Source organism: Erythrobacter sp. HA7-11 (assembly GCF_055693605.1).
Map to the genome: position 1 here is coordinate 176,731 of NZ_JBVFUF010000002.1, position 26,097 is coordinate 202,827.

General features: G+C 61.0%; 22 protein-coding genes, 1 tRNA gene and 4 pseudogenes. 11 read left to right on the plus strand and 16 right to left on the minus strand.

The genetic code is table 11. From position 1 onward, the window contains the following. Positions 1-29 precede the first annotated feature (29 nt). Positions 30-1,718, minus strand: a complete 1,689-nt coding sequence (locus ACZ1GU_RS01080) for a cation:proton antiporter domain-containing protein (protein WP_472646297.1) — start codon at positions 1,716-1,718, stop codon at positions 30-32. Between the two features lie 140 nt (positions 1,719-1,858). On the opposite strand from ACZ1GU_RS01080, the gene ACZ1GU_RS01085 reads away from it, so the two are divergent. The 6 genes and pseudogenes from ACZ1GU_RS01085 (at position 1,859) to ACZ1GU_RS01110 (ending at position 8,096) form a co-directional block, all read left to right on the plus strand. After that, positions 1,859-1,942, plus strand: a tRNA-Leu gene (locus ACZ1GU_RS01085). Between the two features lie 167 nt (positions 1,943-2,109). Beyond that, complete coding sequence (locus ACZ1GU_RS01090) at positions 2,110-2,742, plus strand: PilZ domain-containing protein (protein ID WP_472646298.1); 633 nt, start codon at positions 2,110-2,112, stop codon at positions 2,740-2,742. 91 nt (positions 2,743-2,833) lie between these two features. Beyond that, positions 2,834-4,445, plus strand: a pseudogene (locus ACZ1GU_RS01095) (NAD(P)/FAD-dependent oxidoreductase). A gap of 1 nt (position 4,446) precedes the next feature. Continuing rightward, on the plus strand, positions 4,447-5,880 hold the full coding sequence (locus ACZ1GU_RS01100; RefSeq protein ID WP_472646299.1) for a sulfatase-like hydrolase/transferase: 1,434 nt from the start codon (positions 4,447-4,449) through the stop codon (positions 5,878-5,880). Next, complete coding sequence (locus ACZ1GU_RS01105; protein WP_472646300.1) at positions 5,870-6,298, plus strand: GtrA family protein; 429 nt, start codon at positions 5,870-5,872, stop codon at positions 6,296-6,298. The genes ACZ1GU_RS01100 and ACZ1GU_RS01105 overlap by 11 nt, the downstream gene beginning before the upstream one ends. A gap of 4 nt (positions 6,299-6,302) precedes the next feature. Next, complete coding sequence (locus ACZ1GU_RS01110) at positions 6,303-8,096, plus strand: hypothetical protein (protein ID WP_472646301.1); 1,794 nt, start codon at positions 6,303-6,305, stop codon at positions 8,094-8,096. 14 nt (positions 8,097-8,110) lie between these two features. Here the strand turns inward: ACZ1GU_RS01110 and msrB are convergent, their stop codons facing one another. The 5 genes and pseudogenes from msrB to ACZ1GU_RS01135 form a co-directional block, all read right to left on the minus strand. After that, positions 8,111-8,611, minus strand: coding sequence for a peptide-methionine (R)-S-oxide reductase MsrB (gene msrB, locus ACZ1GU_RS01115; RefSeq protein ID WP_472646302.1), 501 nt, complete (start codon positions 8,609-8,611; stop codon positions 8,111-8,113). A 92-nt stretch (positions 8,612-8,703) separates the two neighbouring features. Continuing rightward, positions 8,704-10,042 (minus strand): annotated as a pseudogene (locus ACZ1GU_RS01120) (cytochrome P450). A gap of 100 nt (positions 10,043-10,142) precedes the next feature. After that, positions 10,143-10,580, minus strand: coding sequence for an ABC transporter permease (locus ACZ1GU_RS01125; RefSeq protein ID WP_472646303.1), 438 nt, complete (start codon positions 10,578-10,580; stop codon positions 10,143-10,145). After that, positions 10,520-11,227, minus strand: coding sequence for a hypothetical protein (locus ACZ1GU_RS01130; protein ID WP_472646304.1), 708 nt, complete (start codon positions 11,225-11,227; stop codon positions 10,520-10,522). Before ACZ1GU_RS01130 ends, ACZ1GU_RS01125 begins: the two co-directional genes overlap by 61 nt. Positions 11,228-11,447: 220 nt before the next feature. Then, positions 11,448-12,459 (minus strand): annotated as a pseudogene (locus tag ACZ1GU_RS01135) (ABC transporter ATP-binding protein). A 52-nt stretch (positions 12,460-12,511) separates the two neighbouring features. Between ACZ1GU_RS01135 and queG the strand changes: the two are divergent. Then, positions 12,512-13,573: a tRNA epoxyqueuosine(34) reductase QueG gene (gene queG, locus ACZ1GU_RS01140; RefSeq protein WP_472646305.1), complete on the plus strand. Its 1,062-nt coding sequence runs from the start codon at positions 12,512-12,514 to the stop codon at positions 13,571-13,573. On the opposite strand, the gene ACZ1GU_RS01145 is transcribed toward queG, so the two are convergent. The 4 genes and pseudogenes from ACZ1GU_RS01145 to ACZ1GU_RS01160 all read right to left on the minus strand — a co-directional run bounded on the left by ACZ1GU_RS01145 (position 13,557) and on the right by ACZ1GU_RS01160 (position 21,314). Continuing rightward, complete coding sequence (locus ACZ1GU_RS01145) at positions 13,557-14,789, minus strand: NAD(P)/FAD-dependent oxidoreductase (protein WP_472646306.1); 1,233 nt, start codon at positions 14,787-14,789, stop codon at positions 13,557-13,559. The genes queG and ACZ1GU_RS01145 overlap by 17 nt on opposite strands. 47 nt (positions 14,790-14,836) lie before the next feature. Further along, a pseudogene (locus ACZ1GU_RS01150) lies at positions 14,837-19,567 on the minus strand (NAD-glutamate dehydrogenase domain-containing protein). A gap of 136 nt (positions 19,568-19,703) precedes the next feature. Further along, a complete protein-coding gene (locus tag ACZ1GU_RS01155; RefSeq protein WP_472646307.1) occupies positions 19,704-20,564 on the minus strand; it encodes a tetratricopeptide repeat protein in 861 nt (286 codons plus the stop codon). 6 nt (positions 20,565-20,570) lie between these two features. Continuing rightward, positions 20,571-21,314 (minus strand): alpha/beta fold hydrolase, encoded by a 744-nt coding sequence (locus tag ACZ1GU_RS01160; protein ID WP_472646308.1) that lies wholly within the window; start codon positions 21,312-21,314, stop codon positions 20,571-20,573. 80 nt (positions 21,315-21,394) lie between these two features. Here ACZ1GU_RS01160 and ACZ1GU_RS01165 point away from each other — a divergent pair, with 80 nt between their 5' ends. The 4 genes from ACZ1GU_RS01165 (at position 21,395) to ACZ1GU_RS01180 (ending at position 23,441) form a co-directional block, all read left to right on the plus strand. Further along, positions 21,395-21,907, plus strand: a complete 513-nt coding sequence (locus tag ACZ1GU_RS01165; RefSeq protein WP_472646309.1) for a PhoD-like phosphatase N-terminal domain-containing protein — start codon at positions 21,395-21,397, stop codon at positions 21,905-21,907. Continuing rightward, on the plus strand, positions 21,834-22,910 hold the full coding sequence (locus ACZ1GU_RS01170) for an alkaline phosphatase D family protein (RefSeq protein WP_472646310.1): 1,077 nt from the start codon (positions 21,834-21,836) through the stop codon (positions 22,908-22,910). The genes ACZ1GU_RS01165 and ACZ1GU_RS01170 overlap by 74 nt, the downstream gene beginning before the upstream one ends. Beyond that, the gene (locus tag ACZ1GU_RS01175) at positions 22,900-23,064 is read left to right on the plus strand and encodes a hypothetical protein (RefSeq protein ID WP_472646311.1); all 165 of its coding nucleotides are present in this window, start codon (positions 22,900-22,902) and stop codon (positions 23,062-23,064) included. Before ACZ1GU_RS01170 ends, ACZ1GU_RS01175 begins: the two co-directional genes overlap by 11 nt. Before the next feature lie 206 nt (positions 23,065-23,270). Then, entirely contained in the window at positions 23,271-23,441 is a 171-nt protein-coding gene (locus ACZ1GU_RS01180) for a hypothetical protein (protein ID WP_472646312.1), read from the plus strand. A gap of 66 nt (positions 23,442-23,507) precedes the next feature. Here ACZ1GU_RS01180 and ACZ1GU_RS01185 read toward each other — a convergent pair whose 3' ends face one another. Genes ACZ1GU_RS01185 through ACZ1GU_RS01210 form a run of 6 tightly spaced genes read right to left on the minus strand, consistent with a single transcriptional unit; the run spans position 23,508 to position 25,790 of the window. After that, a complete protein-coding gene (locus ACZ1GU_RS01185) occupies positions 23,508-23,633 on the minus strand; it encodes a hypothetical protein (RefSeq protein WP_472646314.1) in 126 nt (41 codons plus the stop codon). Positions 23,634-23,637: 4 nt separating this feature from the next. Then, positions 23,638-24,405: an alpha/beta fold hydrolase gene (locus ACZ1GU_RS01190; protein ID WP_472646315.1), complete on the minus strand. Its 768-nt coding sequence runs from the start codon at positions 24,403-24,405 to the stop codon at positions 23,638-23,640. Beyond that, complete coding sequence (locus ACZ1GU_RS01195) at positions 24,402-24,605, minus strand: helix-turn-helix transcriptional regulator (RefSeq protein ID WP_472646316.1); 204 nt, start codon at positions 24,603-24,605, stop codon at positions 24,402-24,404. The genes ACZ1GU_RS01190 and ACZ1GU_RS01195 overlap by 4 nt, the downstream gene beginning before the upstream one ends. Then, positions 24,602-25,021 carry a hypothetical protein gene (locus ACZ1GU_RS01200; protein ID WP_472646317.1) on the minus strand — a complete coding sequence of 140 codons (420 nt, stop codon included), beginning with the start codon at positions 25,019-25,021 and terminating at the stop codon, positions 24,602-24,604. The genes ACZ1GU_RS01195 and ACZ1GU_RS01200 overlap by 4 nt, the downstream gene beginning before the upstream one ends. Continuing rightward, positions 25,018-25,617, minus strand: coding sequence for a hypothetical protein (locus ACZ1GU_RS01205; protein ID WP_472646318.1), 600 nt, complete (start codon positions 25,615-25,617; stop codon positions 25,018-25,020). Before ACZ1GU_RS01205 ends, ACZ1GU_RS01200 begins: the two co-directional genes overlap by 4 nt. Next, positions 25,617-25,790, minus strand: a complete 174-nt coding sequence (locus tag ACZ1GU_RS01210) for a hypothetical protein (protein ID WP_472646319.1) — start codon at positions 25,788-25,790, stop codon at positions 25,617-25,619. The genes ACZ1GU_RS01205 and ACZ1GU_RS01210 overlap by 1 nt, the downstream gene beginning before the upstream one ends. Positions 25,791-26,097: the final 307 nt, after the last annotated feature.

The following is a 26,097-nucleotide window of genomic DNA, read 5'->3' on the forward strand; positions in this document are numbered from 1 at the left end:
CGCTTTTTCAAACAATTTGCTCTAGAGCTTCAGGCTGCATCATGCATTAAAGCGGCAGGCGCTTGATCATGCCCGCCCCGTTTCTTGCGCTCTGCACCGATGGCAGAAAAGACCGCATCGACGACTTCGTCCTTTCCGCCATCTACGGTGACGTCGATCACTTGCGCCCCTGTGCCTTCCAGCGCATCCGTTTCGCTTGAGCTGCGCACGGCGATAATCCGCGTCACGTCGGGCAGACGCTCTTCGACAAGGGGCGTAAGTTCGCGCGTTAATTGCACGTTGCCCGTCGAAACCAGCACGACATCGCGCTTTGCCATGCCAAGCGCATCCCAGCTGCGTGGATCGCCCGCCACCGCATGGTGCACGTGATAGCCATCGGCCTGGGCAATCTCGAAGCGCTGCGTATCGGCCTCGACCGCGAGATAGCCAATGTCGTTGAGCGTGAGCGCATCTGCCGCCGCGCGGCCCGATGGTCCAAGCCCGACTATGACAACGCGGGCATCATCGCCTGCCAGCTTTTCGTCGGCTGGTCCGCGGCGCAGTTTACCCGCCAGTGTTCGCCCGACATTCGAGATGAGCGGCGTGACCGCCAGGCTGATCGCGATTGCGGTGACGAGGATGGGGAGAAAGCGGGGCTCAATCGGATCAACAAGCCCGGCGACTGTCGGCAGCGCGAATATCACCAGCGCGAACTCGCTACCCTGCCCGAGCAGAAATCCCAGTTGGATCGAGCCGGGCATGGACCAGCGATTGGCGAGGCCTGCCAACACGTTGAGGAAGCATTTGAGCGCGATCAGCGCGGCGGCAGCGGCGACCGCCAGCATCCAGTTGTCTGCAAGGATGCCGGTGTCGATCGACAGGCCGACCGATATGAAGAAGAAGCTCAGGAACAGGCCGCGAAACGCATCGATCTCGGTCTGGACCATGATGCGATAGCGCGAATCTGCGACCGCCATTCCGCCCAGAAAAGCGCCCAGCGTGAGCGATAGCCCAGCGACCCCTGTCGCCCAACCAGCGGCCAAAGCAATGAAAAGAGCCGTCGCGGTGTAGACCTCGCTCGAGCCTGCGCGCGCGATCAATCGAAAGATCGGCGCCGTGAGATAGCGCGCAAACAGCACCGCGACGCCGAACGCTGCGAGCGCTTTTGCACCCGCAAGCCCCAGAGCCGGACCAAGCGCCCCGCCGCTGCCCAGCGCGCCTGCGGCCACGAGCAGCATGATTGCGGCAATGTCCTGAAAGATCAGGATCGATTGCGAGGCGCGGCCAACCGGGCAGTCTTCCTGATTGCGCTCTCTGACGAGGCCGATCACCACTGCGGTGGACGATAATCCCATCGCAAAGCCGCCGATGACCGCAAAGGTTGGCGGCAGTCCGATCAGATAGAACAGGGCCGCAAAGCCGCCGCCTGCGATCAGCATCTGCAGGCTGCCAAATCCGAAGATATTGGCCGCTTCCTCACGGATTTTGCCGAGCGAAAAATGCAGGCCTAGATTGAACAGCAGGAACATCACCCCAGCCTCGGCCAATGTCGCAACCACCGGTCCGCTGAATACGTCGCGATACCCAAGCGCGGCAATGCCGAGGCCGAGAACCAGATAGCCAACGATCGGGTTGAGCCTGCACGCGCGTGAGACCAAAGCAGCACCAATACCCAGCCCCAGCAGCGTGACCGCCGGCTGGATTGTTGTGAGGATTTCGCTTGTGCTTTCGCCGGCCATGAATTGCGCTCGCCTTGCGGATGGAGGTGGCGATGCTGCTGCCCCATTCAGGTGCGCTTGTCCATCACTCCCATTCTACTTGGGCCTAAGCAATTACTTGCGTTGCCGAGCGGCGCTTGGATCGCTAGGGCGTCGGCCAAGCGGGTGTGGCGGAATGGTAGACGCCGGGGACTTAAAATCCCCTGATCCTATAGATCGTGTGGGTTCGAGTCCCACCACCCGCACGTTGCCTGATCCCGATATCGATACCCGTAACTGGTGCGCACCGGCTTTGCCCTGAGGTCCGCGTTATCCTGGCTTTAACCCGCTTTGATCTAAGCCCGAGCCTAACGAAGCCCGAATAGGCGGGAGTGGGGCCGGGTCGCCTGGTCGATTTGTCAGGATTTCAACGATGGACAACCCGGCGATAGCGCCAGAGATCGGGCCAGAGACGCAAGCAGCGCCAGAAGAGGCGCGTGCGGCGCCGCGTTTCACAATGCTCATCCGTGCTGCCCGCCTGGTTTCAGGCCAGGGTGAGTTCGTGTGCGTCATTCGCGACGTGTCAGAAACAGGTGTCTCGGTTCGCGTATTTCACGAATTGCCTTCGTGCGAGACCATGGAACTGCACATGCCGGGCGGGGAATCGTATGACATCCGCAGAGTCTGGGCGAACGGAAATGAAGCAGGCTTTGAATTCCTCAAACCCGTCAATGTCGAACGGCTGGTGCATGAAGCTGGCGAATATCCCAAGCGCGGGCTGAGGCTCGGCATGCATTTCCCGGTTAAGGTCGCAACCCTCACCGGCAGTTGCGAGGCTTTGGTTGAAAACCTCTCCCAGCAAGGCGCGCGCATCCAATGCGACGAGCCTTTCGCGATTGACCAGACCCTGAAGATCGCCGGCGAGGACTTGAAAGAGGTGCGCGCGAAGGTTCGCTGGCGGCGTGACAGCCATTATGGCCTGGTCTTCGATGACACCTACACGCTGGGCGATTTTGCCCGGCTAGCGGCCAAGATTCAGGCTCCGGTGCTTCTGAAGCATGACTAACCGCTCGAATCTGAGCGTTTTACCCCTCCCGTTTACGACCTGCTAACCATTTTCCTTCACTCCCGTTTCCAACACACTAGCGGGGGCTTGAATGCAACAGGGTGACAACGGCCAGAACGGAATTCTGGACGTAGACGTAGCGATTATTGGCGCCGGGCCAGCGGGCCTGACAGCGGGCTATCTGCTTACGAAGCAGGGCAAGTCGGTCGCGATTATCGAAAAAGACGAAACTTATGTCGGCGGCATCAGCCGCACGGTCGAACACGAGGGCTATCGTTTCGACATTGGCGGGCATCGCTTCTTCTCGAAGTCACAGCAGGTTGTCGATCTGTGGAACGAGATCCTCCCAGACGATTTCATCCAGCGTCCGCGCATGAGCCGCATCTATTACGAAGGCAAATTCTACAGCTACCCGCTGCGCGCCTTCGAAGCGCTCGGCAATCTCGGCATTCTGCGCTCGACCGTCTGCATGCTCAGCTACCTCAAGTACAAGCTGTTCCCGATCAAAGACGTCAAAAGCTTTGAAGACTGGACCACCAACCAGTTCGGCAAGAAACTCTATTCGATCTTCTTCAAGACCTACACCGAGAAGGTGTGGGGGATGCCCTGTGATGAGATGAGCGCGGACTGGGCCGCGCAGCGGATCAAGGGCCTGTCGCTGTGGAACGCGGTGACCGATGGCCTCAAGCGTTCGCTTGGCCTCAACAAGAAACCCAATGACGGGCAGGAAGTGAAAACCCTGCTTGAAACCTTCCGCTATCCGCGGCTTGGCCCGGGCATGATGTGGGATGCCGCGCGCGATCACATCCACGCCACCGGCAAAGGCCAGGTGCTGATGGGCCATGCGCTCGAACAGCTTGCCAGCGACGGTCAGGGTGGCTGGTCGATGACCGCCAAGAGCAAGACGGGGACGACGCAAATCCGCGCCAAGCACGCGATCAGCTCAGCTCCGATGCGCGAGCTTTCGAAGCGTTTGCACCCGCTGCCGCAGAGCTCGCTTGAGGCGAATAACCTCAAATATCGCGACTTCCTAACCGTCGCTCTGATGGTGAAATCGGAAGACCTCTTCCCGGACAACTGGATCTACATCCACGATGACCGCGTGCAGGTTGGCCGCGTGCAAAACTTCCGCAGCTGGTCGCCCGAAATGGTTCCAGACGAGGATATGGCCTGCGTTGGCCTTGAATATTTCTGCTTCGAAGGGGACGGGTTGTGGTCCTCCTCTGATGAAGACCTCGTGGCGCAAGCGACGAAAGAAATGGAAGTGCTCGGCCTGTGCGATCCCAAACAGGTCGTCAGCGGCGCGGTCGTCCGTCAGGAAAAGGCCTATCCGGTCTATGACGACGAGTACGAAGCCAATGTCGAGGCGATGCGCATCGAATTGGAAGAGAAATTCCCGACGCTGCATTTGGTCGTACCGCAACGGCATGCACCGCTACAACAACCAGGACCACGCGATGATGACCGCGATGCTGACGGTCGAGAACATCCTCGCTGGCAAACGCGTTTATGACACGTGGTGCGTCAACGAAGACGCGGAATATCACGAAGCGGGCGATGAAGGCGAAGAGGTCAAGATCGCAGCGCGTGAAGTGGACGCCGAGACCAAGCCTTTGAGCGAGGATCAGGTCGCCGCGCTGACATCGCTCCGCGGTGTGCCCGAGCGTGTGAGCCGCGACACTGACGACAAGAAGGTCGCTTAAGATGAGCGGCGTAGCGCTGTCACCCGACGCGCCGAAACCTTCGGCGAAGCGATCGCTGTTCGGATCGATCTCAACCGATGAATGGCGCGCTTTCGCCAATTGGTTCGTCGTGTGGATCGTGCTGGCGAACATCGCTTTTGCGGGCATGTGGCTAATCGGCGCACCGCCGCGCTTTGCCGAGATTGTGACCGGCGGCGTGGTCGGATTGATCGTGCGCAAGTGGCCTGCGTGGGTGCGCTATGCCGCGTTCATCGGGGTGCTGGCCTATTCGCTGCTCGGCTTCATCGCTGGCCTGTTTAATCTTGCGATCGCATCGCTGCTGCACTCATTGAAATTCTTCGTCGAGATCAATCCCGCGAACTCGATCGAATATATTATCGGCGGCGCTTTGCTCGTGGTGATTTGCGGCGTTGCCCTGTGGCAGGTGCGCCGTCCCCAAGGTTTCACCGACACCCGCCTGGTGCTGCTCGCTGTCGTCTCGACCCTGTCACTGGTCGGTATCGACCATCTGATGGGTCAGGGCATGCGCGGCCATTACAAGCGCGCCGCCGAAGTCGGCACGCCGTTCACCTCTGCCAGCGACAGCGCAGGCTTCGGCGTGATCGCCGAAGGCAAGCCGCGCAATCTGATGCTGATCATGGTTGAATCCATGGGCGAGCCGGTCGGCAATGCCGAAATGGATCGCCTGCTGTTCGCGCGCTACAACACCTCCGCGATTACCGAGCGGTTTGAACTCAGCACCGGCACATCGACCTATTTCAACTCCACCACCGCAGCCGAAATCCGCGAGCTTTGCGGGCGCTGGGGTGATTATTACGAGGTGCTGGAGAAGGCTGACACCGGCTGTCTGCCCGCGCGCCTCGCCGAAGCAGGCTACGAGACCAAAGCCTATCACAGCTTTGCCGGCGGCTTTTTCGACCGCAACAAATGGTATCCGAACATCGGGTTCGAGCAATCGAGCTTTGCTGACACACTGATCGAGCGCGGTACGCTGCAATGCGGTGGCGTCTTCGCCGGAGCCTGCGACCGCGATGTGCCTGCCCTGTTGGCGAAGGACTTGAAGGCGGCGGAGAAGCCTCAGTTCATTTACTGGCTGACGGTCAATTCGCACCTGCCCGTGCCGCCGGGAATGAACCTCGACGTGGATCAGTGCGAGACGGTTTCTACCGTACTGGCCAAGGATTATCCGATGATCTGCCGCCAGTTTGCTCTCTGGGACCAGATGGACCGCGCGATCATCAAAGAGATCAGCGCGGCTGACTTCCCCGAAACTGACATTCTGATCGTAGGCGATCATATGCCGCCCTATTACGACCGCCATCACCGCAGCCAGTTCGCACCGGACAAGGTTCCGTGGCTGATGCTGCGTTGGCGTGGTGAGGAAACTGACGAGGCGGCGAGCGCACCTTCCGACACAGCGAGCGATGACGGCTGACATGTCCATGCTGATCGCCCGCCTGCGTGACATACGCTTTCTGCGATACATTCTCGCCAGCGTGGGCGCGCTCGCGGTCGATTTCGGCAGCTTTCTTGTGCTTCTCTCGCTTGGCGTGCTGGCCGCACCGGCTTCTGCGGTCGGTTACTCGCTCGGCATTCTGGCCCATTGGCTGCTGTCGAGCCGCACGGTCTTTCAAGACACCGTCGCCGAGCGCGGCGCTGCGCGCACACGCCAAAAGGCGCTGTTCGTGATATCGGCCCTGATCGGTCTGGGTCTCACAACCGCGATTGTCGGTGCAGGCGATTGGGCCGGGTTCGACCCGCGCCTTGCCAAGCTGGTTGCCATCGGCGCATCCTTCACTGCGACATGGCTGCTGCGCAGCAAGATCGTCTTCCGCGCAGATAAAGAGGCGTGAAGCTATGCTGGCTGAGCGTCGCCAAGAGATATTTCCTGCAGACCTGCTGATCCGCGTCGGTCTGGCATGGATTGCGGTCTGCGCGCTCCTGCTGGTGGTGCATTTCAGCGCGATTGCGGCGCTGCGTTTCCCCGATCCTGATGACACGATGCGCCTGATACAGGTGCGAGACTGGATCGCGGGCCAGGGCTGGTTCGACGTTACCCAGTACCGCGCCAATGCGCCCGGCGGCGGCGTGCCGATGCACTGGTCGCGGCTGGTCGATCTTCCCATTGCAGCGGTGATCGTCGTGCTGACGCCGCTGCTCGGTTCCGCCAATGCAGAGCTGGTCGCGCTGGTTGCCGTCCCACTGATCACTTTGGGCATCACCATGCTGCTCGCCGCGCGGATCGCTTGGCGCTTGATGGGCGAGGAGGAAGCGGTGATGACCTGCCTCGTCATCGCAATGTCGGTGCCCGTGCTGTTTCAACTCAGCCCGATGCGGATTGATCACCACGGTTGGCAAATTGTCTGCGCGCTTGCGGCGATGAACGGCTTGATGGCGCGAAAGGCGTTTGCGGGCGGATTGACGGTCGGCGCCTCGCTTGCGCTGTGGCTGTCGATCTCGATTGAGGGATTGCCGCTGGCCGCTGCGATTTGCGGTGTCACCGCCCTGCGCTGGCTTAGAAACCGCAATGATCGCACGTGGCTGGTCGCGACTATGCAGGGGCTCGCGATCGCAAGCGCTGCTTTGTTCATTGGCACGCGCGGGACGAGCAATTTCTTCGCCTATTGCGATGCTATTGGCCCGGTGCATCTCGCCATGTTCGTGTGGGGCGCGGTGGCTCTTACCGTGCTGGCCAAGGCCGAACCCCTGCCCAAAATCGCCGTGCTCAGCGGCTTTGCGGTGACTGGCGCGGGCGCGCTCGGCGTGCTTTTCGCGGTATCTCCGCAATGCGCCAGTGGCGGAGGGTTTGCCGCGCTCGATCCGCTGGTCGAGCAATATTGGTATGTGAATATCAAAGAAGGCCGCCCCGTTTGGGAACAGGATTTGAAAGTCGCGCTGCAATATGCGGTTGCGCCGCTGATCGGCATCATCGCTGCGATCAATCTGGTGTCGCGTTCGCGCGATTGGCTGCGCCGGTTCTGGATCGACTACTCGCTGGTTTTAATCGCGGCCTTCGTGATTTCTCTATTGGTCGCCCGCGCCGGAGCGGTCGCTGGGGTCATCGCCGCCGTGCCGCTTGCGTGGCAGGTGCGCGCGTGGCTGCGCGCCATTCGTGTGATGCGCAAACCTGCGCCGCGCGTGCTGGCGCTTGCCGGTGTTGCTCTCGCGCTGCTCCCCGCTTTTCCGCTCATGCTGCTGGGTTGGGCGAAGCCGGTGCAAGCCTCGCTGCCGGAGCGAAGCGCGACCGTCACTATGGCGAAAGCATCGGCCTGTCAGGTCTCAGCCCATGCCGCAGCGCTACGTGGCCTTGCGCCGGGCGAGATATTTGCCCCGCTCGACATATCGCCCCGCCTCTTGCTCGAAACAAACCACACCGTCATCGCGACCAGCCACCACCGCGGTTCTGAGGCGATGGCGTTTGTGATCGCAACCTCGCTGGGCAGCACCGACGAAGCCAGGACAACGCTCACCAAGCGTGGCACACACTATGTGGCGCTGTGCCCCGGCATGATCGAGCCGAATATTTACAAAAACGCCGCTCCCGAAGGCTTCGCCGCCGACTTGATCAACGGCGAAGAGGTCGACTGGCTTGAGCCGGTGCCGCTGGACGGGGATACCGCATTCCGGATCTGGCGGATCAAGCCGGAATAAAATCCCCAACCGGCTTAAGCCGGGATGAAGTCCATCGCCGTACCGTTGATGCAGTGACGCTTACCGGTCGGACGGGGTCCATCGCCAAAGATGTGGCCCAGATGCCCGCCGCAATCGGCGCAGTGCACTTCGGTGCGGGGCAGACCGATCTTGTAATCGGTCGAGGTTCCAACCGCGCCGCTATCAATCGCTTTGTAGAAGCTCGGCCAGCCGGTTCCGCTGTCATATTTGTGCGCCGAGGAATAGACCTTGTTGCCGCAACCTGCGCACACGAAAGTGCCCTTGCGGTTCTCTTTGTCGAGCGGCGAGGAGAAAGCGCGCTCGGTGCCCGCATCGCGCAGAATGTAATATTCGTCCTTCGTCAAACGCGCGCGCCACTGGGCTTTGGTGCGTGTTATCGGAAATTTCTTTTTCGCATGCGCCGGAGCCGATCCGCAGGCGGCCAGCACGGGCATGGCGGCGCCCAGACCCAACAGTCCGAGAAACTGGCGACGGTGTGAAATGAAATCTCGCATTGTCCTTGCTCGCATCAATCTAAAAGTATTCTACCCTTAGATACGCACGCCAAGCCGAAAAGGTTACGCTTTGGCAGACATTTTTCGCGCCGCTAGAACTCGGTGATTTCGACTTCCAACTTGCGGAAACCATGCACGAAATTGGCGCGCACGCGCTCGACGTCCCCTGCGACATGCACGCGCATGCGGCGTTTGTGCATTTCTTCGAGCAGAATGCGCAATTGCAGCTCCGCCAGACGCGCACCAACACAGCGGTGAATGCCGTAGCCAAAGGCGATGTGGCGGCGGGCGTTTTCACGCGCAAGGTCGAGCTTGTGCGGTTCGGGGAAGATTGCTTCCTCATGATTGGCGGCGAGATACCACAGCACGACCTTCTCACCCTTCTTGATGGTCTGGCCGAACAATTCGGTATCCTCGGTGCAGGTGCGGCGCATATGCGCCAGCGGCGTCTGCATCCGCAGCATTTCCTGCACGGCATTGGGGATCACGTCGGGGTTTTCTTCAAACAGCTTGCGCTGATCGGGGAATTTGTCGAGCGCATGGACAAATCCGCTCATCGAGTTGCGCGTGGTGTCATTCCCGCCGACGATCAGCAGCACCAGATTGCCGATAAATTCCTCCGGGCGCATTTGGTTCATCGCTTCGGAATGAACCATCATCGAAATCAGGTCATTGCCGGGTTCTTTATCCTGCGTCCGTTCAATCCAGAGCGATTGGAAATAGGCCGCCATTTCGTGCAGCAATTCCCAACGCAGCTTGTCCAGCTCGCGCACCCCGGCGATTTCGGTGTCGCCCGACCAGTCCGACCAGAATGTGAGCAGCCGGCGATCTTCCCACGGGAAACCGAACAGGATCGCCAGCATGCCGGTGGTGAGTTCAATCGAGACCTTATCGACCCAATCAAACACTTCACCGCGCGGCAGCGTGTCGAGCAATTCGCCGGTGCGGGCGCGAATTTCGCCTTCCATATCGGTCATCGCGGATGGCGTGAATTTGGGCGCGACCGTGCGGCGCTGGCCGGTGTGCTGCGGTACGGTCCATCGCGATGAACATGGGCAGTTCGCGCCGGTCCGATCCGCTCGCCGCAATCTCTTCCTCGCTCAGCCGTTCAAGGATCGTGATCCCGCCATATTCCCAGCTTGACGAGAAAGTTTCTGGCAGAGCCTCAATGTGCTGGATCGCCTTGTGTCCGACGACCGACCAATAGGGGCCATAAGGGCTTTCCGGGATGTAATGGAGCGGGCCAGCCGCCTGCATTTCGGCGACGATGGGCTGCCATTTGTCCTCAAAGTAAATATCCGAGCGGCTGAGATCCCATTTGTGCGGATGGCTCGGGCGTTCTTCCGGGTGCTTTTCGAAATGCGCCTTCAATGCTTCGTAAGCGCTCGGTTCTGTGCGCACTTTCGGGCGCTGGGGTGCCATCGTGGCCATAAAGTTCTCTCCGCAAAAGGCGGTGCATTTGGCACCTGCCCACTGAGTCGCATCCTGAACTAACTGACAGAGGTGTCAATAGTCAGTTGCGATTGCGAACCTATTCAGCGGGTTGCGGCGCTTTCTGGCGGCGTTGCCAGAACCGGCGCCAGAATCGAGGCTTGTTCGCCTGACCGCCGCTGCCCGACTTCATCACGCGCTTGCGGAACAGGGTCGAACCGCCTTTGATCAGCAGCATGACGCACAGCGCCTGCCAAGCGAGCGCCGCCAGATGTACCCACAAAGTGTCTTGCATGGCTGCCCGCGCCAGCATCGCAAAGGGCGAGGATAGCGGGAAGATCATGGCGAACATCTCGAGCGCCGTGCCCGGCTCTGTGATCGTGTAGGCCGCGAGGAAGAACACCATCAGCTGCATCATCGTGACCGGCATCGACATCGTCTGCACCTCGCGCACCGTGCTCGCCATCGCACCAATCGTCAGGAACAGCGCGCCGAGCAACAGATAGGCCATCGAGAAATAGATGACCGAAAGCACCATAAACAGCGGCCAGCCCACGGTACCGGCGCGGGCAGATTGCCGAGATCCGTGCCGGTAACCTGGATGAAGGCCTCGCTCCCCACGCTCCACGCGCCCCAGCCCAATAGGCCCCACACGCTAATGCCGACGAACGAAACTCCCAGCATGGCGAACAATTTGCCGAAGAACACCGCATCCATCGGGATCGACGCTGCCAAGATTTCGATGATCTTGTTGGCTTTTTCCTCGACCAGATTGGACAGCACCATGCCTGCGAGCAGCATGGTCAAGAGGAACAGCAGCATTTGCGCAGCCTGCGCGGTTTTGACCCTGTGCGAGCGGTCGCTGGAGGCGCTTGCAGTGACCGGACGTTCCGACACTTCGGGGAAAGTCGGCGTCGCGCCCTGGCTGGCGGTGGCGGCGATCAGTCCGATCGGGCCGTCCCAGCGATCAATCTGGCCGTCAGTGCCGACCAGTTCGGGTGCGGCCAGCGTACCGGTGACGATGGCAGCGTAGTTCCCGCGCTTTTCTTCGAGGAAGGTGCGCGCGTCGAAATCCGCTTCTGTCTGCGCCTCGGGCACTTCGCGCATTTCGGGTATTGCGCGGCCTAATTGCGGTTTGAGCAGATCGCGCGCCTCGACCATCGCCGCGTTATCGGCGGTGCTCATCGCAAGGCCGAGCTCGATGCTGGTCGCTTGCTGCGAGTTCTGGCTGCCAATGCTTCCCGCCAGGCCGCCGACAAATACCGGGAAAAGCGGCCCGAGCAGGAAGAACAGAAACGCGCGGCTGAACAGGACAGCGATGAAATCGCGCCGGGCAACGACCCACGCAGCCTCGAAATAATTGAGGCGCGGCTTGGCGTTGACGGTACCGCTCTATCGAATGTGCTCATGACTGCGCTCCTACCGCATTGTCCGCATCCAGCTGACGCGCTGCGGCCTCGCCCGCGATATGGACAAAGGCATCGTGCAGGCCAGCGCGCTCGATAGAGAGCGAGAGGATACCGGCATCGCCTTCGATCAGCGTGCGTAGCAATGGCTCGATCCCGCTTTCGGGCAGCGGAAAGTAGAAGAAATCGCCCTCGCGACGCGCGCTTTCGGGCAGAGCAGCGGTCCAGCCGCCTTCGCGCGCCCGCGTTTCCAGACGCACCTGTGCCGGGATGCGATCACGCGCCGCCTCCACGCTGCCGGCATAAGGCACTTTGCCCCCGGCAATGATCGCCACGCCTTCGCATAGGCGCTCGGCATGGTGGATCACATGGGTTGAGAAGATCACAGTCACCCCGTCATCGGCGAGCGCGCGTATCATCCGCTCCAGCTTGCCCTGGTTGATCGCATCAAGGCCCGAAAACGGCTCGTCGAGCACGACCAGACGCGGCTCGTGCACCAGTGTGCCGAGCAGCTGGACGGTCTGCGCCATGCCCTTGGACAGCTGACGGATTTGCCGATCGGCGGCGTGGGCGAGATCGTGGCGTTCAAGCAGCGCGCGCCCGCGCCTACGCCCTTCATCTAGCGGCAGGCCGCGTAGTGCGCCCATAAAGGCAATCGCCTCAATCGCTTTCATCGCAGGATAAAGTCCGCGCTCTTCGGGCAGATAGCCGATCAAGCGGTACGATCTGGTGCGGCTGGTCATAGCCGAACACGCGGCGCACACCGTCATCGGGGTCGATAATGCCCAGCAGCATGCGCAATGTCGTGGTCTTGCCGGCACCATTGGGGCCGAGCACGCCGTAAATCGCGCCTTCGGGCACGGCGAGATCAACCCCGCCTACCGCGAGCGTTCCGTCAAAGCTTTTGACCAGCCCGCGCGCTTCGATCGCGAGCGGGCGCGGCTCGGTGCCTGCTTCGCTTAACGTGATGTCGCTGTCATTGCTCACGAGCGTTTGATCTTTTACCGCCATATCCATAGCGCGCACGGTTAATGCGCACGCCTAAACGGGAGTAACCCTAAGCTTGGTTAACGCGAGCGCAACCAATGATCTGTCGGAGCAGCTGGAAACGCACGCGCGCGAGCTGGGGTTTGTCAGCTTTGGCGTGGCCGAGGCGGCGGAAGACGCTCTGCGCGCCGAACGGCTCGAGCAATGGCTTGGCGAGGGGCATCACGGCTCGATGGAATGGATGGAGACGCGGCTGCACCACCGCCGATCTCCGCAAGGCCTGTGGCCCGATGCGCGCCGGGTGATTGCCTTGGGCATGAGCTATGCGCCTGCGAACGATCCGCTGGCTTTGGGAGCGCATGGGGATCGCGCGCGCATTTCGGTCTATGCGCAGGGCAAGGATTATCACGATGTCGTCAAAAAGCGGCTGAAAGCGCTGGCCCGGTGGCTGGTCGCCGAAGAGCCGCAGGCCGAGGTGAAGGTCTTCGTCGACACCGCTCCGGTGATGGAAAAGCCCTTGGGCGAAGCCGCAGGCCTCGGCTGGCAGGGCAAGCACACCAATCTCGTCAGCCCCGATTATGGCAGCTGGCTGTTTCTGGGCGCGATCTACACCACGCTCGACCTGCCTTTGTCTCAGCCGCATGGCGATCAATGCGGATCGTGCCGCGCGTGCCTTGATTCGTGCCCGACCGATGCTTTTCCCAGCGCCTACACATTGGATGCGCGGCGCTGCATTTCCTACCTGACGATCGAGCACAAAGGTCCGATTGCCGAGGAATTTCGAGAGGCCTTGGGCAACCGCATCTATGGCTGCGACGATTGCCTAGCGGTGTGCCCGTGGAACAAGTTTGCGAGCGAAGCGCAAGCCGCGCGCGAATTTCTGCCGCGAGCCGAGCTGGTTGCACCGCGTCTGGCTGAACTCTTGGCGCTGGATGATGCAGGCTTTCGCCAGGTCTTTTCCGGATCGCCGATCAAGCGTATCGGGCGCGACCGGTTTGTGCGCAACTGTCTCTATGCTGCGGGCAATAGCGGCGATGCTGCTTTGCGCGCGCCTGTCAAAGCGCTGCTCGTTGATCCCGATCCTGTCGTCGCTGACGCCGCGCAATGGGCGCTTGACCGGCTTAGCCCAGCTCCTTGAGCGGAACCTCTGGATCGGCGAGCAGGTCCTTGTCGATGGCGTCGACCCCGCGCTCGAGCAATTTGCGCCCCTGCACATAGTCCTTCATCGTGTTGACGCAGTCGAACGCCACAGGCCGTCCCTCGATCAGGTACACCACGGTGAACTTTCGCGTTTCAGGATCGCCGCGCAGCACCGTCTCGTCATAGCCGACGTTCAATCCAGCGGTTTGCAGCTTCAGATCATACTGGTTCGACCAGAACCACGGCAGCGCGTGATAGGGCTGCTTATCGCCCATAATAGCGCGCGCAGCGGTGTTCGCCATGTCATGCGCGTTTTGAACCGATTCCAGACGGATCACAGCGCTGCCTGCGAAGGGGTTCACATGGGCGGCGCAATCGCCGATCGCGTAAATGTCATCGAGTGTCGTGCGGCAATAGATGTCGACATCGACCCCGTTGGAACCGGCTGCGCCAGCGGCGATGAGCGGGCCGACCGCCGGAATGATTCCGATCCCTGCAACTACCATGTCGCAGTCGATCACTTCGCCATCCTCGAGCTTTACCCCAACCGCGTGGCCATCCTTACCCATAATCTCTTCGACATTGACGCCGAGCCGAACATCGACGCCCTGACGGCGATGCTCAGCGGCGTAGAAGTCGGATAATTCCTCACCCGCGACGCGCGCGAGCAAGCGATCTTGTGCTTCCAACACGGTCACTTCACAGCCGAGTTTGCGCAGCACCGCCGCCGCCTCCAGTCCGATATAGCCCCCGCCGATCACAACCGCGCGTTTCGCACCAGCTTGCAATGCGATCATCATCGCATCAGCGTCGCGTTTATCGCGCACGTAATAGACGCCTGAAGGCAGGTTCGCACCCTTGCACGGCAATCGCCGCGGGTCTGCCCCGCCGGCCCAGATCAGCTTGCGGTAAGTGACTTGCTCGCCATTCGACAAAGTGACCTGATGCGCCATCCAGTCGATTTCGGAGACGCCGCTGCCCAGCTTCAGCGTCACATCCTTGTCCGCCCAAAACTTTTCAGGGCGGATCATAATCCGCTCAAACGCCTTGTCTCCGGCGAGGTATTCCTTCGAAAGCGGCGGGCGTTCATAGGGCGGTGTCGCCTCGCGCCCGATCAGCATGATCGAATCCTCGTGCCCCTGCTGCCGCAATGCAATCGCGGCCTGCGCACCGCCGTGACCGGTGCCTACGATGACAATGTCAGCGCTATCCATGGCGCGGACGCTTGCCGCAAATACTCACGAGGTCAAGACTTGAAACGTCACGGTTCGAGCAGGTTGCGCGCGTGGCTAGCGATTTGCGCGAGCACCGCCGGCGCAACCGGAGTGTGCACCCTTGCGCGGCCAACCATTCCCTTGAACTGCCGGATTCCGGTGGCGTTCTCCTTGGCCCAATCCTCGACAGCTTGGGCGGGATCAGCCTTGCCTTTCTTGCGCCGGACGAGCCGCCCGAGGAACTCCAGTCGCATCTGCTGGAAATCGCGCGCAAGGCCGGCCACAAGCAAGCGCTCCCACACGTCCGATGGCTCCATCAGCGCCGCGGTTGATTGCGCCCAATCCAGGCCGAGCCGCACGCCGAGGTCGGTGAACGCATCGGTGAGGTCGGTCGCGGAAACCTTGGCATCACCGGCCAGCTTCGCAAGGCCTGTCACGCCGTCCATCTCGAACAGGTGCACGACGCGCTTGGCCAGCGCCTCTGGAGCGCCCGCTTCGACCAGCTCGCTGCACATCTTGTTGGCCTGCTCGCGCGATTCCCCTGCGAGAATGCTGTCGGTTGCCTTGTCCAGTTCCTGGGTCCGGCCGCGCAATTCCTTGACCAGCTCCGCCGGAGGACGTTTTGCGACGCCTGCACGCAGCAGGTCCGCCATATGGCCGCGCAGCGCATTGGCGACACGCTCGAACAGCGTGATGCGCGCCGGTTCGCTTACCTTCGCATCGTCGATCGCTGTCCAGATAGAGCGCATGTCGAACAGCTTGTCCGCCGCAACAAAGGCATTGGCGACAGCGGCAAGAGTGGCGCCTTCTTCCTCTGCTAGCTCAAATGCAGGGAGCAGGCCCAGGCGGTTGACGATGCGGTTGGCCAGCTCGGTCGCGACCAGTTCGCCGCGCAGGCGGTGGCCGCGGATCTGCTTGGCAAAGTCCTTTTGCATCCGCTCGGGGAACATCGCGATCAGCGTGTCTTCCATCGCCGGATCATCGGCTAGCGGGCTTTGCTCAATCGCGTCTTGCAGGGCGAGCTTGGCCGAGGACAGCAGCACGGCAAGCTCGGGCCGGGTCATGCCTTGCCCGTCGCCCGCACGGCGGATCAGCACTTCGCTGGGCGCCAATCCTTCGGTTTTGCGGTCGAGATCGCCAATATCTTCGAGCGTTTCGATCAGGCGGGTGTACGATGCGACCGCTTCGCATCCGCCAGCCTCGGCCACGGAAAGCGCGAGCGCTTGCAAGCGGTTGTCTTCGAGCACGATGGCGGCGACATCATCGGTCATCGTCTCGAGCAGATTGACGCGCTTTTTCTCGGTCAGCTTGCCCGTGCGTTTCGCCGCAGCGAGCGCGATCTTGATGTTCACCTCGTTATCCGAACAATCGACGCCAGCCGAATTGTCGATAAAGTCGGTGTTCACCCGGCCGCCGTTTAAGGAAAACGCGATGCGTCCGGCTTGGGTAACACCGAGGTTTGCGCCCTCGCCAATAACCTTGGCCTGCACTTCGGCAGCCGTGACGCGCAGCGCATCGTTGCCCGGATCGCCGACCGCGCTATCGCTCTCGCTTTCCGCCTTGATGTAAGTGCCGATGCCGCCGAACCAGATCAGGTCTAGCTCGGCCTTCAAAATTGCGCTGACCAGATCGTCGGGCGCGATCTCCGCCTGTTCCAATCCGAGCATTTCGCGCGCTTTCTTGGGCAATTTGATGCTCTTTTGATCGCGGGCGAACACCCCCCGCCGCCGGAGATCAGCCTCTTATCGTAATCGTCCCAACTGGAACTTGGGAGGTTGAACAGGCGGTTGCGCTCTTTCCAGCTTTTCGCCGGATCGGGATCGGGGTCGATGAAAATGTGACGATGGTCGAAGGCAGCGACCAGCTTGATCGCCTTTGAGAGCAGCATGCCATTGCCGAACACATCGCCCGACATATCGCCGCAGCCTGCGACGCGCACGCTATCCTTTTGCACGTCGATCCCCATTTCGAGGAAGTGGCGTTGGACCGATACCCACGCGCCGCGCGCGGTGATGCCCATCGCCTTGTGGTCGTAGCCGTTAGAGCCGCCGCTCGCGAACGCATCGTCGAGCCAGAAGCCCTTCTTTTCAGCAATGCCATTGGCGACGTCGGAGAAACGCGCCGTGCCTTTGTCGGCGGCGACCACGAAATAAGGGTCTTCGCCATCATGAATCACCACGCGGTCGGGATGGACGACTTTGTCCTTCACGATGTTGTCGGTGATAGAGAGCAAAGTGCGGATGAAAATCTCATAGCTCGCCTGGCCTTCGGCGGCCCATGCTTCGCGGTCCTTGGCGGGCGAAGGCAATTGTTTGGGGTAAAAGCCGCCCTTCGCGCCGGTCGGTACGATCACGGCGTTCTTGACCCTTTGAGCCTTCATCAGGCCGAGAATCTCGGTGCGGAAATCGTCGCGCCGGTCTGACCACCTGAGACCCCCGCGGGCAATCGCGCCAGCGCGCAAGTGAATGCCTTCGACCCGGCGCGAATAGACAAAGATTTCGCGCCACGGAACGGGCTTTGGCAAGTCAGGGACCTGCGCAGAATCGATCTTGAACGCAAGCGCTTCGCTCGCTGCAGGCGCAAAGGCATTGGTGCGCAGGATCGAGCAAATCACCGCGTGATAGAGCCGCAGCAAGCGGTCATCGTTGATCGCGGACACCTTGGCGATGCCGCGGGTGAAATCGCCTTGCGCGGATTTTTCAGCTTCGGCCCGGTCGCCATCGAAATCGGGATCGTGGCGCGCGCTGAACAGCGCGATCATCGCTTTGGTCACCGGCACGGCGGCGGCGAGCGCATCGACCACGGTGTAGATGGTGAAGCCCGCGCCCGTCTGGCGAACATAGCGATAGAAGGCGCGCAGCCAGTCTGCCTCGCGCGCGCCCAAGCCTGCGCTGATGACCAGCCGGTTGAATGGGTCGTTTTCTGCTTCGCCGTTGAGAACCGATGTGATTGCGTTTTCGATCACACTGGCGCGCTCGATCAGCGGGGCGGCTTTCTCGCCATCAGGCAGAGACAGTGTGAATTCGTGGATCATCCCCAGGGCGCCATCGTCGAGCGCATTGGGAATTTCCCTGATCACACGGAAGCCGAAATTTTCGAGCGCGGGGACTGCATCAGACAGCGGCAGGGCGCCGTAGTGTTGATAGACTTTTAGACGCAGGAAATTCTCGTCGTCATCTTCGATACGGTACAGCCGTGCATCGCGCGCCGTGCTGCTCGCTTCGCTGTCATGGACCGCGAGATGCCGCAAACGCCGGATGTCATTGGCCGCCTCGGCAGTGTCATAGCGCAGGCGATAGGCCGGGGAGAACGCATCGGCATAGCGCGATGCAATCGCCATCGCGCGCGCGGGATCCTCGGCCTCGGCAAGGTGGCGCTCCACCCCTTCACCCCAACCGCGCAGCATTTCTTCGAGCTCGGCTTCGAGCGCGGCCTCATCGTGCCTGCCTTTGGCTTCGCGAACATCGATCACGAATTGCAGCATGGCAAGCGCGCTACCCTCGACCTCGAGGCTCCAGTCAAGGAGCTCGGAGCCAGGAAGCTGGAGCAAGAGATCGCGGATTTGCAAGCGTGTCTGGGTGGATAGAAGGTCGCGCGGCAACCACACGAACGCAAAGACATGGCGGCCCAGCTGCGAGGTGACGAGCGAGAGGCGCGGGCGCGGGCGGTCGACCAGGCTCATCATTGCGGTCGCGAGCCGGCTGATGTCATCGCGATTGAACGCGATCAGCAGATCGTTGGGGAGCGCGGTGAAGGCATGCGCAAGCGCCTTGCCCTTATGGCCGATGGCGTCGAAACCGAGCTCTTCTGTTAGTGTTTCGAGATTTTCCCTAAGGTGCGGAACCTGCGCGGGCGGTGCACCCAACGCGGCGCTGGTCCAGACCCCGGCATGGACGGAAAGTGCGGTGACCTTTTTGCCTTCACGCAGCGGCATGATGATCAGATCGACCGGCACGCGGCGATGCACATTCGAGACATGGTTCGACTTAATCACCAGCACTTCGCGGGTGCGGCCATCGGGGCGTTTCTGGCCGAACCATTTGAACGCTTTGTCATAGCTCGCATCAGCCAGCAGCGAACGCGCGCTCTTGCGGCAAATGCCCAGCAGGCCGGATTGGCTGCCATCGCGATTGCGCGTCACATGGCCGAGCTGGGTGAACATTCCCCCGTTGAGCCATTCGAGCAGGCCGGAAAACTCTGCGTCCTCGGTGCGCATGATATCTTCGCGCATCGCGGCCTGGACTTTCGGCCAGTCAGACACGTGCCGCACGCACATCGCCTAGCGTTACTCGCAGCTTATCGAGCAGCGCGCGGCGCTGGCGCGCATCGACGCGCTTGGTTTCGATGTAGATCATCGATTCGCACGCGCTGCCCGACCCGATGTTGGTCAGGACGCCATTTTTGTCGCGGTTCACCTCTACAATCGGGTGGACCAGCCGGTCGATGCTGATGCCTTGCGAAGCAATGGCCGAGGCGATCGAATCAACCAGAAAGGGCATGTCATCATTGACGATCGCTATCCGCAGAATGCGCCGCCCTTCGGTCTCGGATTCGAGCAGAAGCGATGATTTTTCCGGTTCACGCGTTTCAGCCGCAGCGAGCAGAAACGCAGTCGCTTCTTTAAGTGCCTCCTCTTCGAACGGCGTGTCGCCCGGCAGGATTGAGTCAGCCAGACGGTTTGACAGCGCTGTATGCTGGGCGGGCGGGAAAGTGCCGCCGCTGTCTGATTTGGCAGAGGATTTTCCTGCGGACTTTTTGCTCGACTTCGCCACCTGCATCGCTCCTGCGAAATTATATTATATGCGGCTATTTTTATGCTTCGCCGTTACGCCGTTTGGATAGGTATGCGCAACCGTGTTCATCACTTGCCGCGGAGATTTTTTCCGTTAGGGAAGGTGCGCGCGTTTCGGCGCGTCAGGGGGCCTTGGCGGCAGGTCCGAGCTGCGCGAGATAGCTTTGCGCGGTTTCAGCCTGCGGCGTGCCGGGATGCGTGTCCACCACCGATTGCCAGCTGGCGCGCGCGGCGTCTTCGCGGTCGCTCAGAATGGCGATGACGCCTGCCTCCAGTCCGACTTGCGGATCGTTGGGAGACAGCGTGCTCGCCCGCTCGATCGCGGCCTGTGCGTCGGTCAATTGCTCGCCGCGCCGCAATAGGGTCGCTTTAAAGAGCCAGACTTCGCCGTTATCGGGCATCAGCACAGCGGCGCTGTCCAGCGCGCTCATCGCCTCACCCGGCCGGTTGAGAGCCACCAGGGTGCGCGCCCGGTCGATCGCGGCGAGCGCTTGCAGCGTCCCGGCCTGTGCGACCGCAGCGTCTGTCTCTGCCGATTGAAACAGAGCGAGCGCAGCGGCGAGATCATTGCTGGCAAGCGCGGCATTGCCCGCCATCGTGCCGAAGCGGGATCGCGCGCGCGGCTCATCCGCCGGAGTCTCATCGCGCGCGGCAGTGAAGGCGGTTTGCGCGTCGGTCCACAGGCTGAGTTTAGTCGCTGCAAGCCCCAAGCAATGGTTGGCGATCACTCGCTCTGCCCCGGCGGTTTCATTGCGCCGGATCTGAGCATTCGTGTGGGCGCGCGCCGGGTCTTCTTCAAGCGATGCGAGGCATTCGGACAGCCAGATGCTGATCGGGTCGGTCGGCTCAGGCGGCGCGATCTCATTGCTCACACGCGGCGGGCGGTTGACCAGTTCATCAGGCGTGTCGGGAATGCCTCCCGCATTGGGATTGGGGCCGACCTGAAGCAGCAGCAAAGGCAAAAGAGCGCTGGAAAGAAACACGTTTGGTTAGGCGTCCTGATAGAAGTGATCGACCTGCGCCATCAGCAGCGCAATGTCAGAATCGCGCGAGAGGCGGTGATCGCCGTCTTTGACAAGGCAAACCTGTATATCGTCCGAACGCAGCGCGGCTGACAGCTTGAGGCTGATCTCCCACGGCACATCTTCATCGCATTGGCCGTGGAGCAGGCGCACTGGGCAGATGATCGGTATCTCCTCGCCCGTCAGGCGCAAATTCGCCTCGCCATCAGCAAAAAAGCCCGCATGGGTGGGAGGTGGCTCTGGGCCATAGGGGTTGTCTTCGTAAAGCGTCTCTCCGCCCGCCATCAGCGCGCGCTGATCCTCGTCAAAACCCCAGCGGGTGAAATCGGGCGCGGAGGCGATGCCGATCATGCCCGTCATGCGCTCGCCCAAAGCCTCACCCACCAGCAGCATCAGCCAGCCGCCCATGCTCGAGCCGATAAGCAGCACGTCACCGCTGACAGTAGCGTCGATCAGAGCGAGCACTTCATCGCGCCAGCCGGACAAAGTGCCATCAGCGAAATCGCCCTCGCTTTGGCCGCAGCCCGAATAATCGAGCAGCAGGCAGGCGCGTCCCAATTCCTGCGCACGGGCGAACAGGGCCGTCGCCTTCCCGCCGTCCATGTCGGACATATAGCCGGGCAGGAAAACGAGGGTCGGACCGGACCCTTGCGTGTGGCGGTATGCGAGGCGCGTTCCATCCCCGCGCGAGTGAAATTGCACATCAGTCATGCCCGCGCTCATGCACGCAGCGGGGCGATGCGCGCAAGGCTTGTCATTGTCGTGAAACGCGCGCAGCGTAGCGGGCTATTATGATCAAGACTGACACCGCGCCTCAGCCCGCTAGCTCATCCTCGCCCAGCGTTTCGCGCCGGGGCCTATTCCATCTTGCCGGACTAGGCGCCGCGATGGCCGCCACCCCTGCTGCCGCGCGCACATTTGGCAAAGGCTTCTCCCATTCGGTCGCGAGCGGAGAGCCGCAAGCGACGAGCGTGCTGCTTTGGACCCGCTATGTCGGTGAGCAGGACACACAGCTTGGCTGGGAGGTGAGCGAGGATCAGGACTTCGCCACTATCATCGCCGAAGGGTCGGCCAGCGCCGCGCCTTCGCGGGATTGGTGCGCCAAAGCGACCGCAAACGGATTGTCGCCGGACCGCTGGTATTACTACCGCTTTGTCGGGCCATCGGGCGTGTATTCGGACATCGTACCGGACGCGCACCTTGCCCGAGGGGCCGTGCTCGCGCTTCTCGATGGCGGTGTTCTCCTGCTCGAATTTCGGCTTTGGCTATTTCAACGCCTATGGGCATGCCGCCGAGGCGAATGATTGCGATATCGCCGTGCATCTGGGCGACTACATCTATGAATATGGCGCTGGGACGTATCCGTCAGCGGCGCAGGCTCACCCGGAACGCGTGCTTGATCCCAAGAGTGAGATTGTCGCGCTGGCGGACTATCGCCTGCGGTATGCGACCTACCGCGCCGATCCCGACCTCCAGCGGCTCCATCAGGTCATGCCGATGATCGCCGTGTGGGACGATCACGAAAGCGCCAATGACAGTTGGACCGATGGGGCGCAAAACCATCAACCGGAGACCGAAGGCGAATGGTCGGTGCGCAAAGCTGCTGCCAAACGTGTCTATCGCGAGTGGATGCCGGTTTCGGACGAGCCCTATGCCCAATATGACGTCGGAGACCTCGCGACCTTGTTCCGGCTCGATACGCGGCTTGAGGGGCGTGAGGAACAGTTCGATCTCGGCAAAATCCTTGCTGGCAAAAGCAATCCGGCAGAGGTGACCGCTGCGCTTAACGCGTTTCGCGACGGCGATTACGCGGCTCCTGACCGGCAATTGCTCGGCGCGGTGCAAGAGGGTTGGCTGGCGGATGGGCTCAAGCGCTCGCGCGATAGCGGAACGACGTGGCAGGTGCTCGTCCAGCAGGTCTTGATGGGGAAATTGCGCACACCGCCGAGCGTCGCCAGCGCGATCACCGATGATATGCCCGGCTGGCTCAGGCAGCGGATCATGGCCGGAGTGATGGCGAGCGCCAATGGCCTGCCCGCCAATATGGATGCATGGGATGGGTATCCGGCAGCGCGCGAACGGGTGTTGCAGAGCGCGCTTGCAGTCGATGCCAACCTGGTCCTGCTAACGGGTGACACGCATAATGGCTGGGCGTTCGAGCTTGATCAGGATGGCGACAAAGCGGGCGTGGAATTCGGCGTTCCCGGCGTCAGTTCGCCGGGGCTTGAAAATTCACTTTCTGCTATCCCGCCGGTACGATTTCGCCCGCGACGCAGTGTCGGCGAACGATCAGCTGGTGTGGGCTGACACGTCCCAGCGCGGCTATATGAAGGTCGAATTGATGCCGAGCCGCGCCATCACCGAAATGCGCTTTGTGGCAGGGATAAAATTCCGCTCCACTCGGCTCGCCGGGATCAAAAGATTGTCGAGCGAAGCGGGAACGCAGCAGGTCGAGGTTTAGCCGGAGCTTCCTGCAAGGGCACGCAGCATTTCGCGCTCGACCACGTGAGCGCAAGCAGCGATGAATTTCGGAACTTCTTTGGGTTTGCCTCGTTGATTTCTCGTAACAGGAGATTGAAATGCTTGGCAAAATTATCGGAGCCGCAGTCGGCGGCAAGATCGCGAAGAAAACGAAGAATATCGGCGGAACGACCGGTGCCGTGATTGGTGCGACTCGCTCCAGTCGTTCTCAGCCGCCTCAGCCTTCCGGCGATGGTTGCGATGGGCGTTGGCGGCTATTTCGTGAAGAAATATCTCGACAAGAACAAGGGCGACGAGACGGTCGGCGCTAATGATACAGGCTCGGTCGCAAGCATTCCTCAGCCGAAAACGGCGTAATTGCACGTCCACTCCGCGAAGGGCTCCCCGCGTATTGCGAGGAGCCCTTTTTCGTGCGTCAGCAGCCTATGATCCATCCTCGACCAAATCCTGCGCTGTTCCGTCAAGCGCACTGATTAGCGCCTGCTCGAATGCTTCTGGCTGGTCGAACATGATGAAGTGGTAGCTGTCTTCGACAACGATAAGCTCCACCCCATCAAGCGCTGCATAGGCGTCCCCGTAAAGCGCTTCGACCCGCGCACGCGGTGCAAAGGGATTGGCGGCAGCAATCACTGTCGTGGGCGTATCGATTTCCGCCAGTTGCGGTACGGAGGTCGGTCGTCATCAGCGCGTGCATGGCATTGGCGAAGGTGTCTCTGTCGCTTGCAACCGTCCAGCTGGCGACAAGGCTTTGGTGCTCGGGACTCTGGACCAGACTGCGCACACCCGCTTGCTGACTTTCCAAGAACGCCTCGTCGCTTTGCCCTAGGATTTGTGCGCGAAAGCCGTCGGCTTGCGGCCTTACAAGATCGGGCATTGCCGTTGGCGCGAAGATCAGCGGGAAGAACGGCAGAGAGTCGACGATCACCAACTGCTCCACCCGCTCGGGGGCCTCGCTTGCCAGTTTGAGGCCGAGAAATCCCCCTAGCGAATGGCCCGCATACAGCGTTGTGTCGATCTGCTTGCAATCGAGATAGGCAATTATCTCTTCAGTCGTCCGGTCGATGATGGTGTCTGGCGGCCCATTGGCCTCGCGCCCGGCAAACCCTGCGACGTGCACGAGATGGACGGTGTACTTCTCGCTCAGTGCTTGTTTGACAGTGTTCCATGTCGCTGGCGCCGACCCAAGTCCCGGCGTCAGGACCAGGTCAGGGCCAGTGCCGAGCTCTTCATAGGGCGGGCAGCTTTGGCTTGTGTCACCTGCCGCTGCGGGTGTCGCGGTGACAAGTGTTAGCGCCGCAGCGACGCTGGCAAACAGTCTCATTGGTCCGCTCCTTCTCGTTCGAAAATCTCTTCGATGGTCAGGCCGAATACGTCGGCTATCTTGAATGCGAGCGGCAGCGAAGGATCGTAGCGGCCCTTCTCGATCGCGTTCACCGATTGCCGCGAGACGCCAAGCCGGTCGCCCAGATCCTGTTGGCTCCAGTCGCGCTCGGCGCGCAGCACTTTCAGGCGGTTCTTCATTCTTCCGCCGCCTCGCGCCGCATGCTGAGCGCATTCCAGACGGCGCCGACGCCAAGCCCAACGAACCAGAAGAACGCCGTGCCGAACCCGTTCGTGCCCGGCGGAACAACTTCGTAATTCTGCAGGAATTCCCAGACCGTCATCACGCACAGACAGAACCCGGTTGCAATCAACACCTGTCGAACCAGCATCATGCGCCAGAATTCGTCAGGCTCTTCGACAAGCAGGCGGAAAATTGTCCAGAACACACCCAAAATCGGAAGCGCTGGCAGGATCGCCGCTGCGTAGGCCAGGGCACCCGATGGAGGGTTCAGGCGGAACAGGAATCCGACACCGAAGATCAAGGCGACGTAGATGATCATGAAAAATGTGAGCCGCTTGATGTAACGACCCATTGCAGGCGAACGATAGCTCATCTGATCTCTCCGTAAGTGCCGTATTTCACTTTGTTCGCGATTGCGCCGAGCCCGATGCCGGCACACCAGAGCACCGGCCACCAAAAGGCTGCGACCGGCTCAACGATGTTGTAGGTTTCAAGAAAACCCCAGATCGCCGCTAGCGTGAAGGACACACCCGTCGCGATCAGCCCTTGGCGGACGTAAAGCAGCCGGAAAAACTCGTCCTGCTCTTCCACAATCAGCGCGCCGAAAATCCACACGACGCCTGCAAAGGAGAGGCCGGGCAACAACGCCAGCAGCACCGCGACTGGACCTGTCACGCCGACTTCTTCGATAAAATGCTCCGCCAAGAACAGAGTGATGAGATAGAACGCCATGGTCAGCGCCATACGCGTCAAATAGCGATGCGCGGCCTTGCCGCCCTGGCGTGCGCTGGTCAGTGTCTTGACGAAGGAAAAGATCATCAGGCTGACGGGCACAACTGCCAGGATGTAAGCGGTGGTGGTCCCGATCGCGTCCGATTTCCATAGGAACAGCAGGGCAAAGGCGCTGATCACCGAAGAGATCGCCGCGCCAAGGCAAAGGCTGACCGACCGAGGTGTCTTCTCGTTCATTACATACAGCCCCGAACGCAACGTTTGCCGGAATAGATCGAGGCATAGGCCGCGCCTGAAAGGCCCATAACGACAGCGAACGAACCGCCATCGCTCATGCCCAATCCTGAGGTGAGGAGTGTCGCAGCGATGATGATGGCCGCCCATAGGATGGATTTTTGAATTGTGGTCATTTGACAAGTTCCCTTTCAACTATGGAAAGCATACTTGTCATTGATTCGCGCGAATGTCAAGTGAACTTTCCAATATGGAACCAACCCTTTCCGCCCCCGCATGCTCTCGCTCTATGTGGGTGACATTCCCGCCGTGCGTCGCTATCTCGCGCTCATGGCCAACCGTGTGACGACCACCACAACTATCACCACCCCGGTTTTCCGGGGCCGGTTGCTGTTGGTCTGATCCAGACACACGCCGCGCCCCGAAGATCACTTTCGGGCGGCGCCGGTGTCAGCTTCCCGAAAAATCACCCCCGAGTAAGAC

Bases quoted from the DNA above. Each gene is read 5' to 3' on its own strand.
- ACZ1GU_RS01080 (WP_472646297.1), bottom strand. From the start codon at position 1,718: ATGGCCGGCGAAAGCACAAGCGAAATCCTCACAACAATCCAGCCGGCG.
- ACZ1GU_RS01090 (WP_472646298.1), top strand. From the start codon at position 2,110: ATGGACAACCCGGCGATAGCGCCAGAGATCGGGCCAGAGACGCAAGCA.
- ACZ1GU_RS01100 (WP_472646299.1), top strand. From the start codon at position 4,447: ATGAGCGGCGTAGCGCTGTCACCCGACGCGCCGAAACCTTCGGCGAAG.
- ACZ1GU_RS01105 (WP_472646300.1), top strand. From the start codon at position 5,870: ATGACGGCTGACATGTCCATGCTGATCGCCCGCCTGCGTGACATACGC.
- ACZ1GU_RS01110 (WP_472646301.1), top strand. From the start codon at position 6,303: ATGCTGGCTGAGCGTCGCCAAGAGATATTTCCTGCAGACCTGCTGATC.
- msrB (WP_472646302.1), bottom strand. From the start codon at position 8,611: ATGCGAGATTTCATTTCACACCGTCGCCAGTTTCTCGGACTGTTGGGT.
- ACZ1GU_RS01125 (WP_472646303.1), bottom strand. From the start codon at position 10,580: ATGGTGCTTTCGGTCATCTATTTCTCGATGGCCTATCTGTTGCTCGGC.
- ACZ1GU_RS01130 (WP_472646304.1), bottom strand. From the start codon at position 11,227: ATGAGCACCGCCGATAACGCGGCGATGGTCGAGGCGCGCGATCTGCTC.
- ACZ1GU_RS01145 (WP_472646306.1), bottom strand. From the start codon at position 14,789: ATGGATAGCGCTGACATTGTCATCGTAGGCACCGGTCACGGCGGTGCG.
- ACZ1GU_RS01160 (WP_472646308.1), bottom strand. From the start codon at position 21,314: ATGACTGATGTGCAATTTCACTCGCGCGGGGATGGAACGCGCCTCGCA.
- ACZ1GU_RS01165 (WP_472646309.1), top strand. From the start codon at position 21,395: ATGATCAAGACTGACACCGCGCCTCAGCCCGCTAGCTCATCCTCGCCC.
- ACZ1GU_RS01170 (WP_472646310.1), top strand. From the start codon at position 21,834: ATGGCGGTGTTCTCCTGCTCGAATTTCGGCTTTGGCTATTTCAACGCC.
- ACZ1GU_RS01190 (WP_472646315.1), bottom strand. From the start codon at position 24,405: ATGAGACTGTTTGCCAGCGTCGCTGCGGCGCTAACACTTGTCACCGCG.
- ACZ1GU_RS01195 (WP_472646316.1), bottom strand. From the start codon at position 24,605: ATGAAGAACCGCCTGAAAGTGCTGCGCGCCGAGCGCGACTGGAGCCAA.
- ACZ1GU_RS01200 (WP_472646317.1), bottom strand. From the start codon at position 25,021: ATGAGCTATCGTTCGCCTGCAATGGGTCGTTACATCAAGCGGCTCACA.
- ACZ1GU_RS01205 (WP_472646318.1), bottom strand. From the start codon at position 25,617: ATGAACGAGAAGACACCTCGGTCGGTCAGCCTTTGCCTTGGCGCGGCG.
- ACZ1GU_RS01210 (WP_472646319.1), bottom strand. From the start codon at position 25,790: ATGACCACAATTCAAAAATCCATCCTATGGGCGGCCATCATCATCGCT.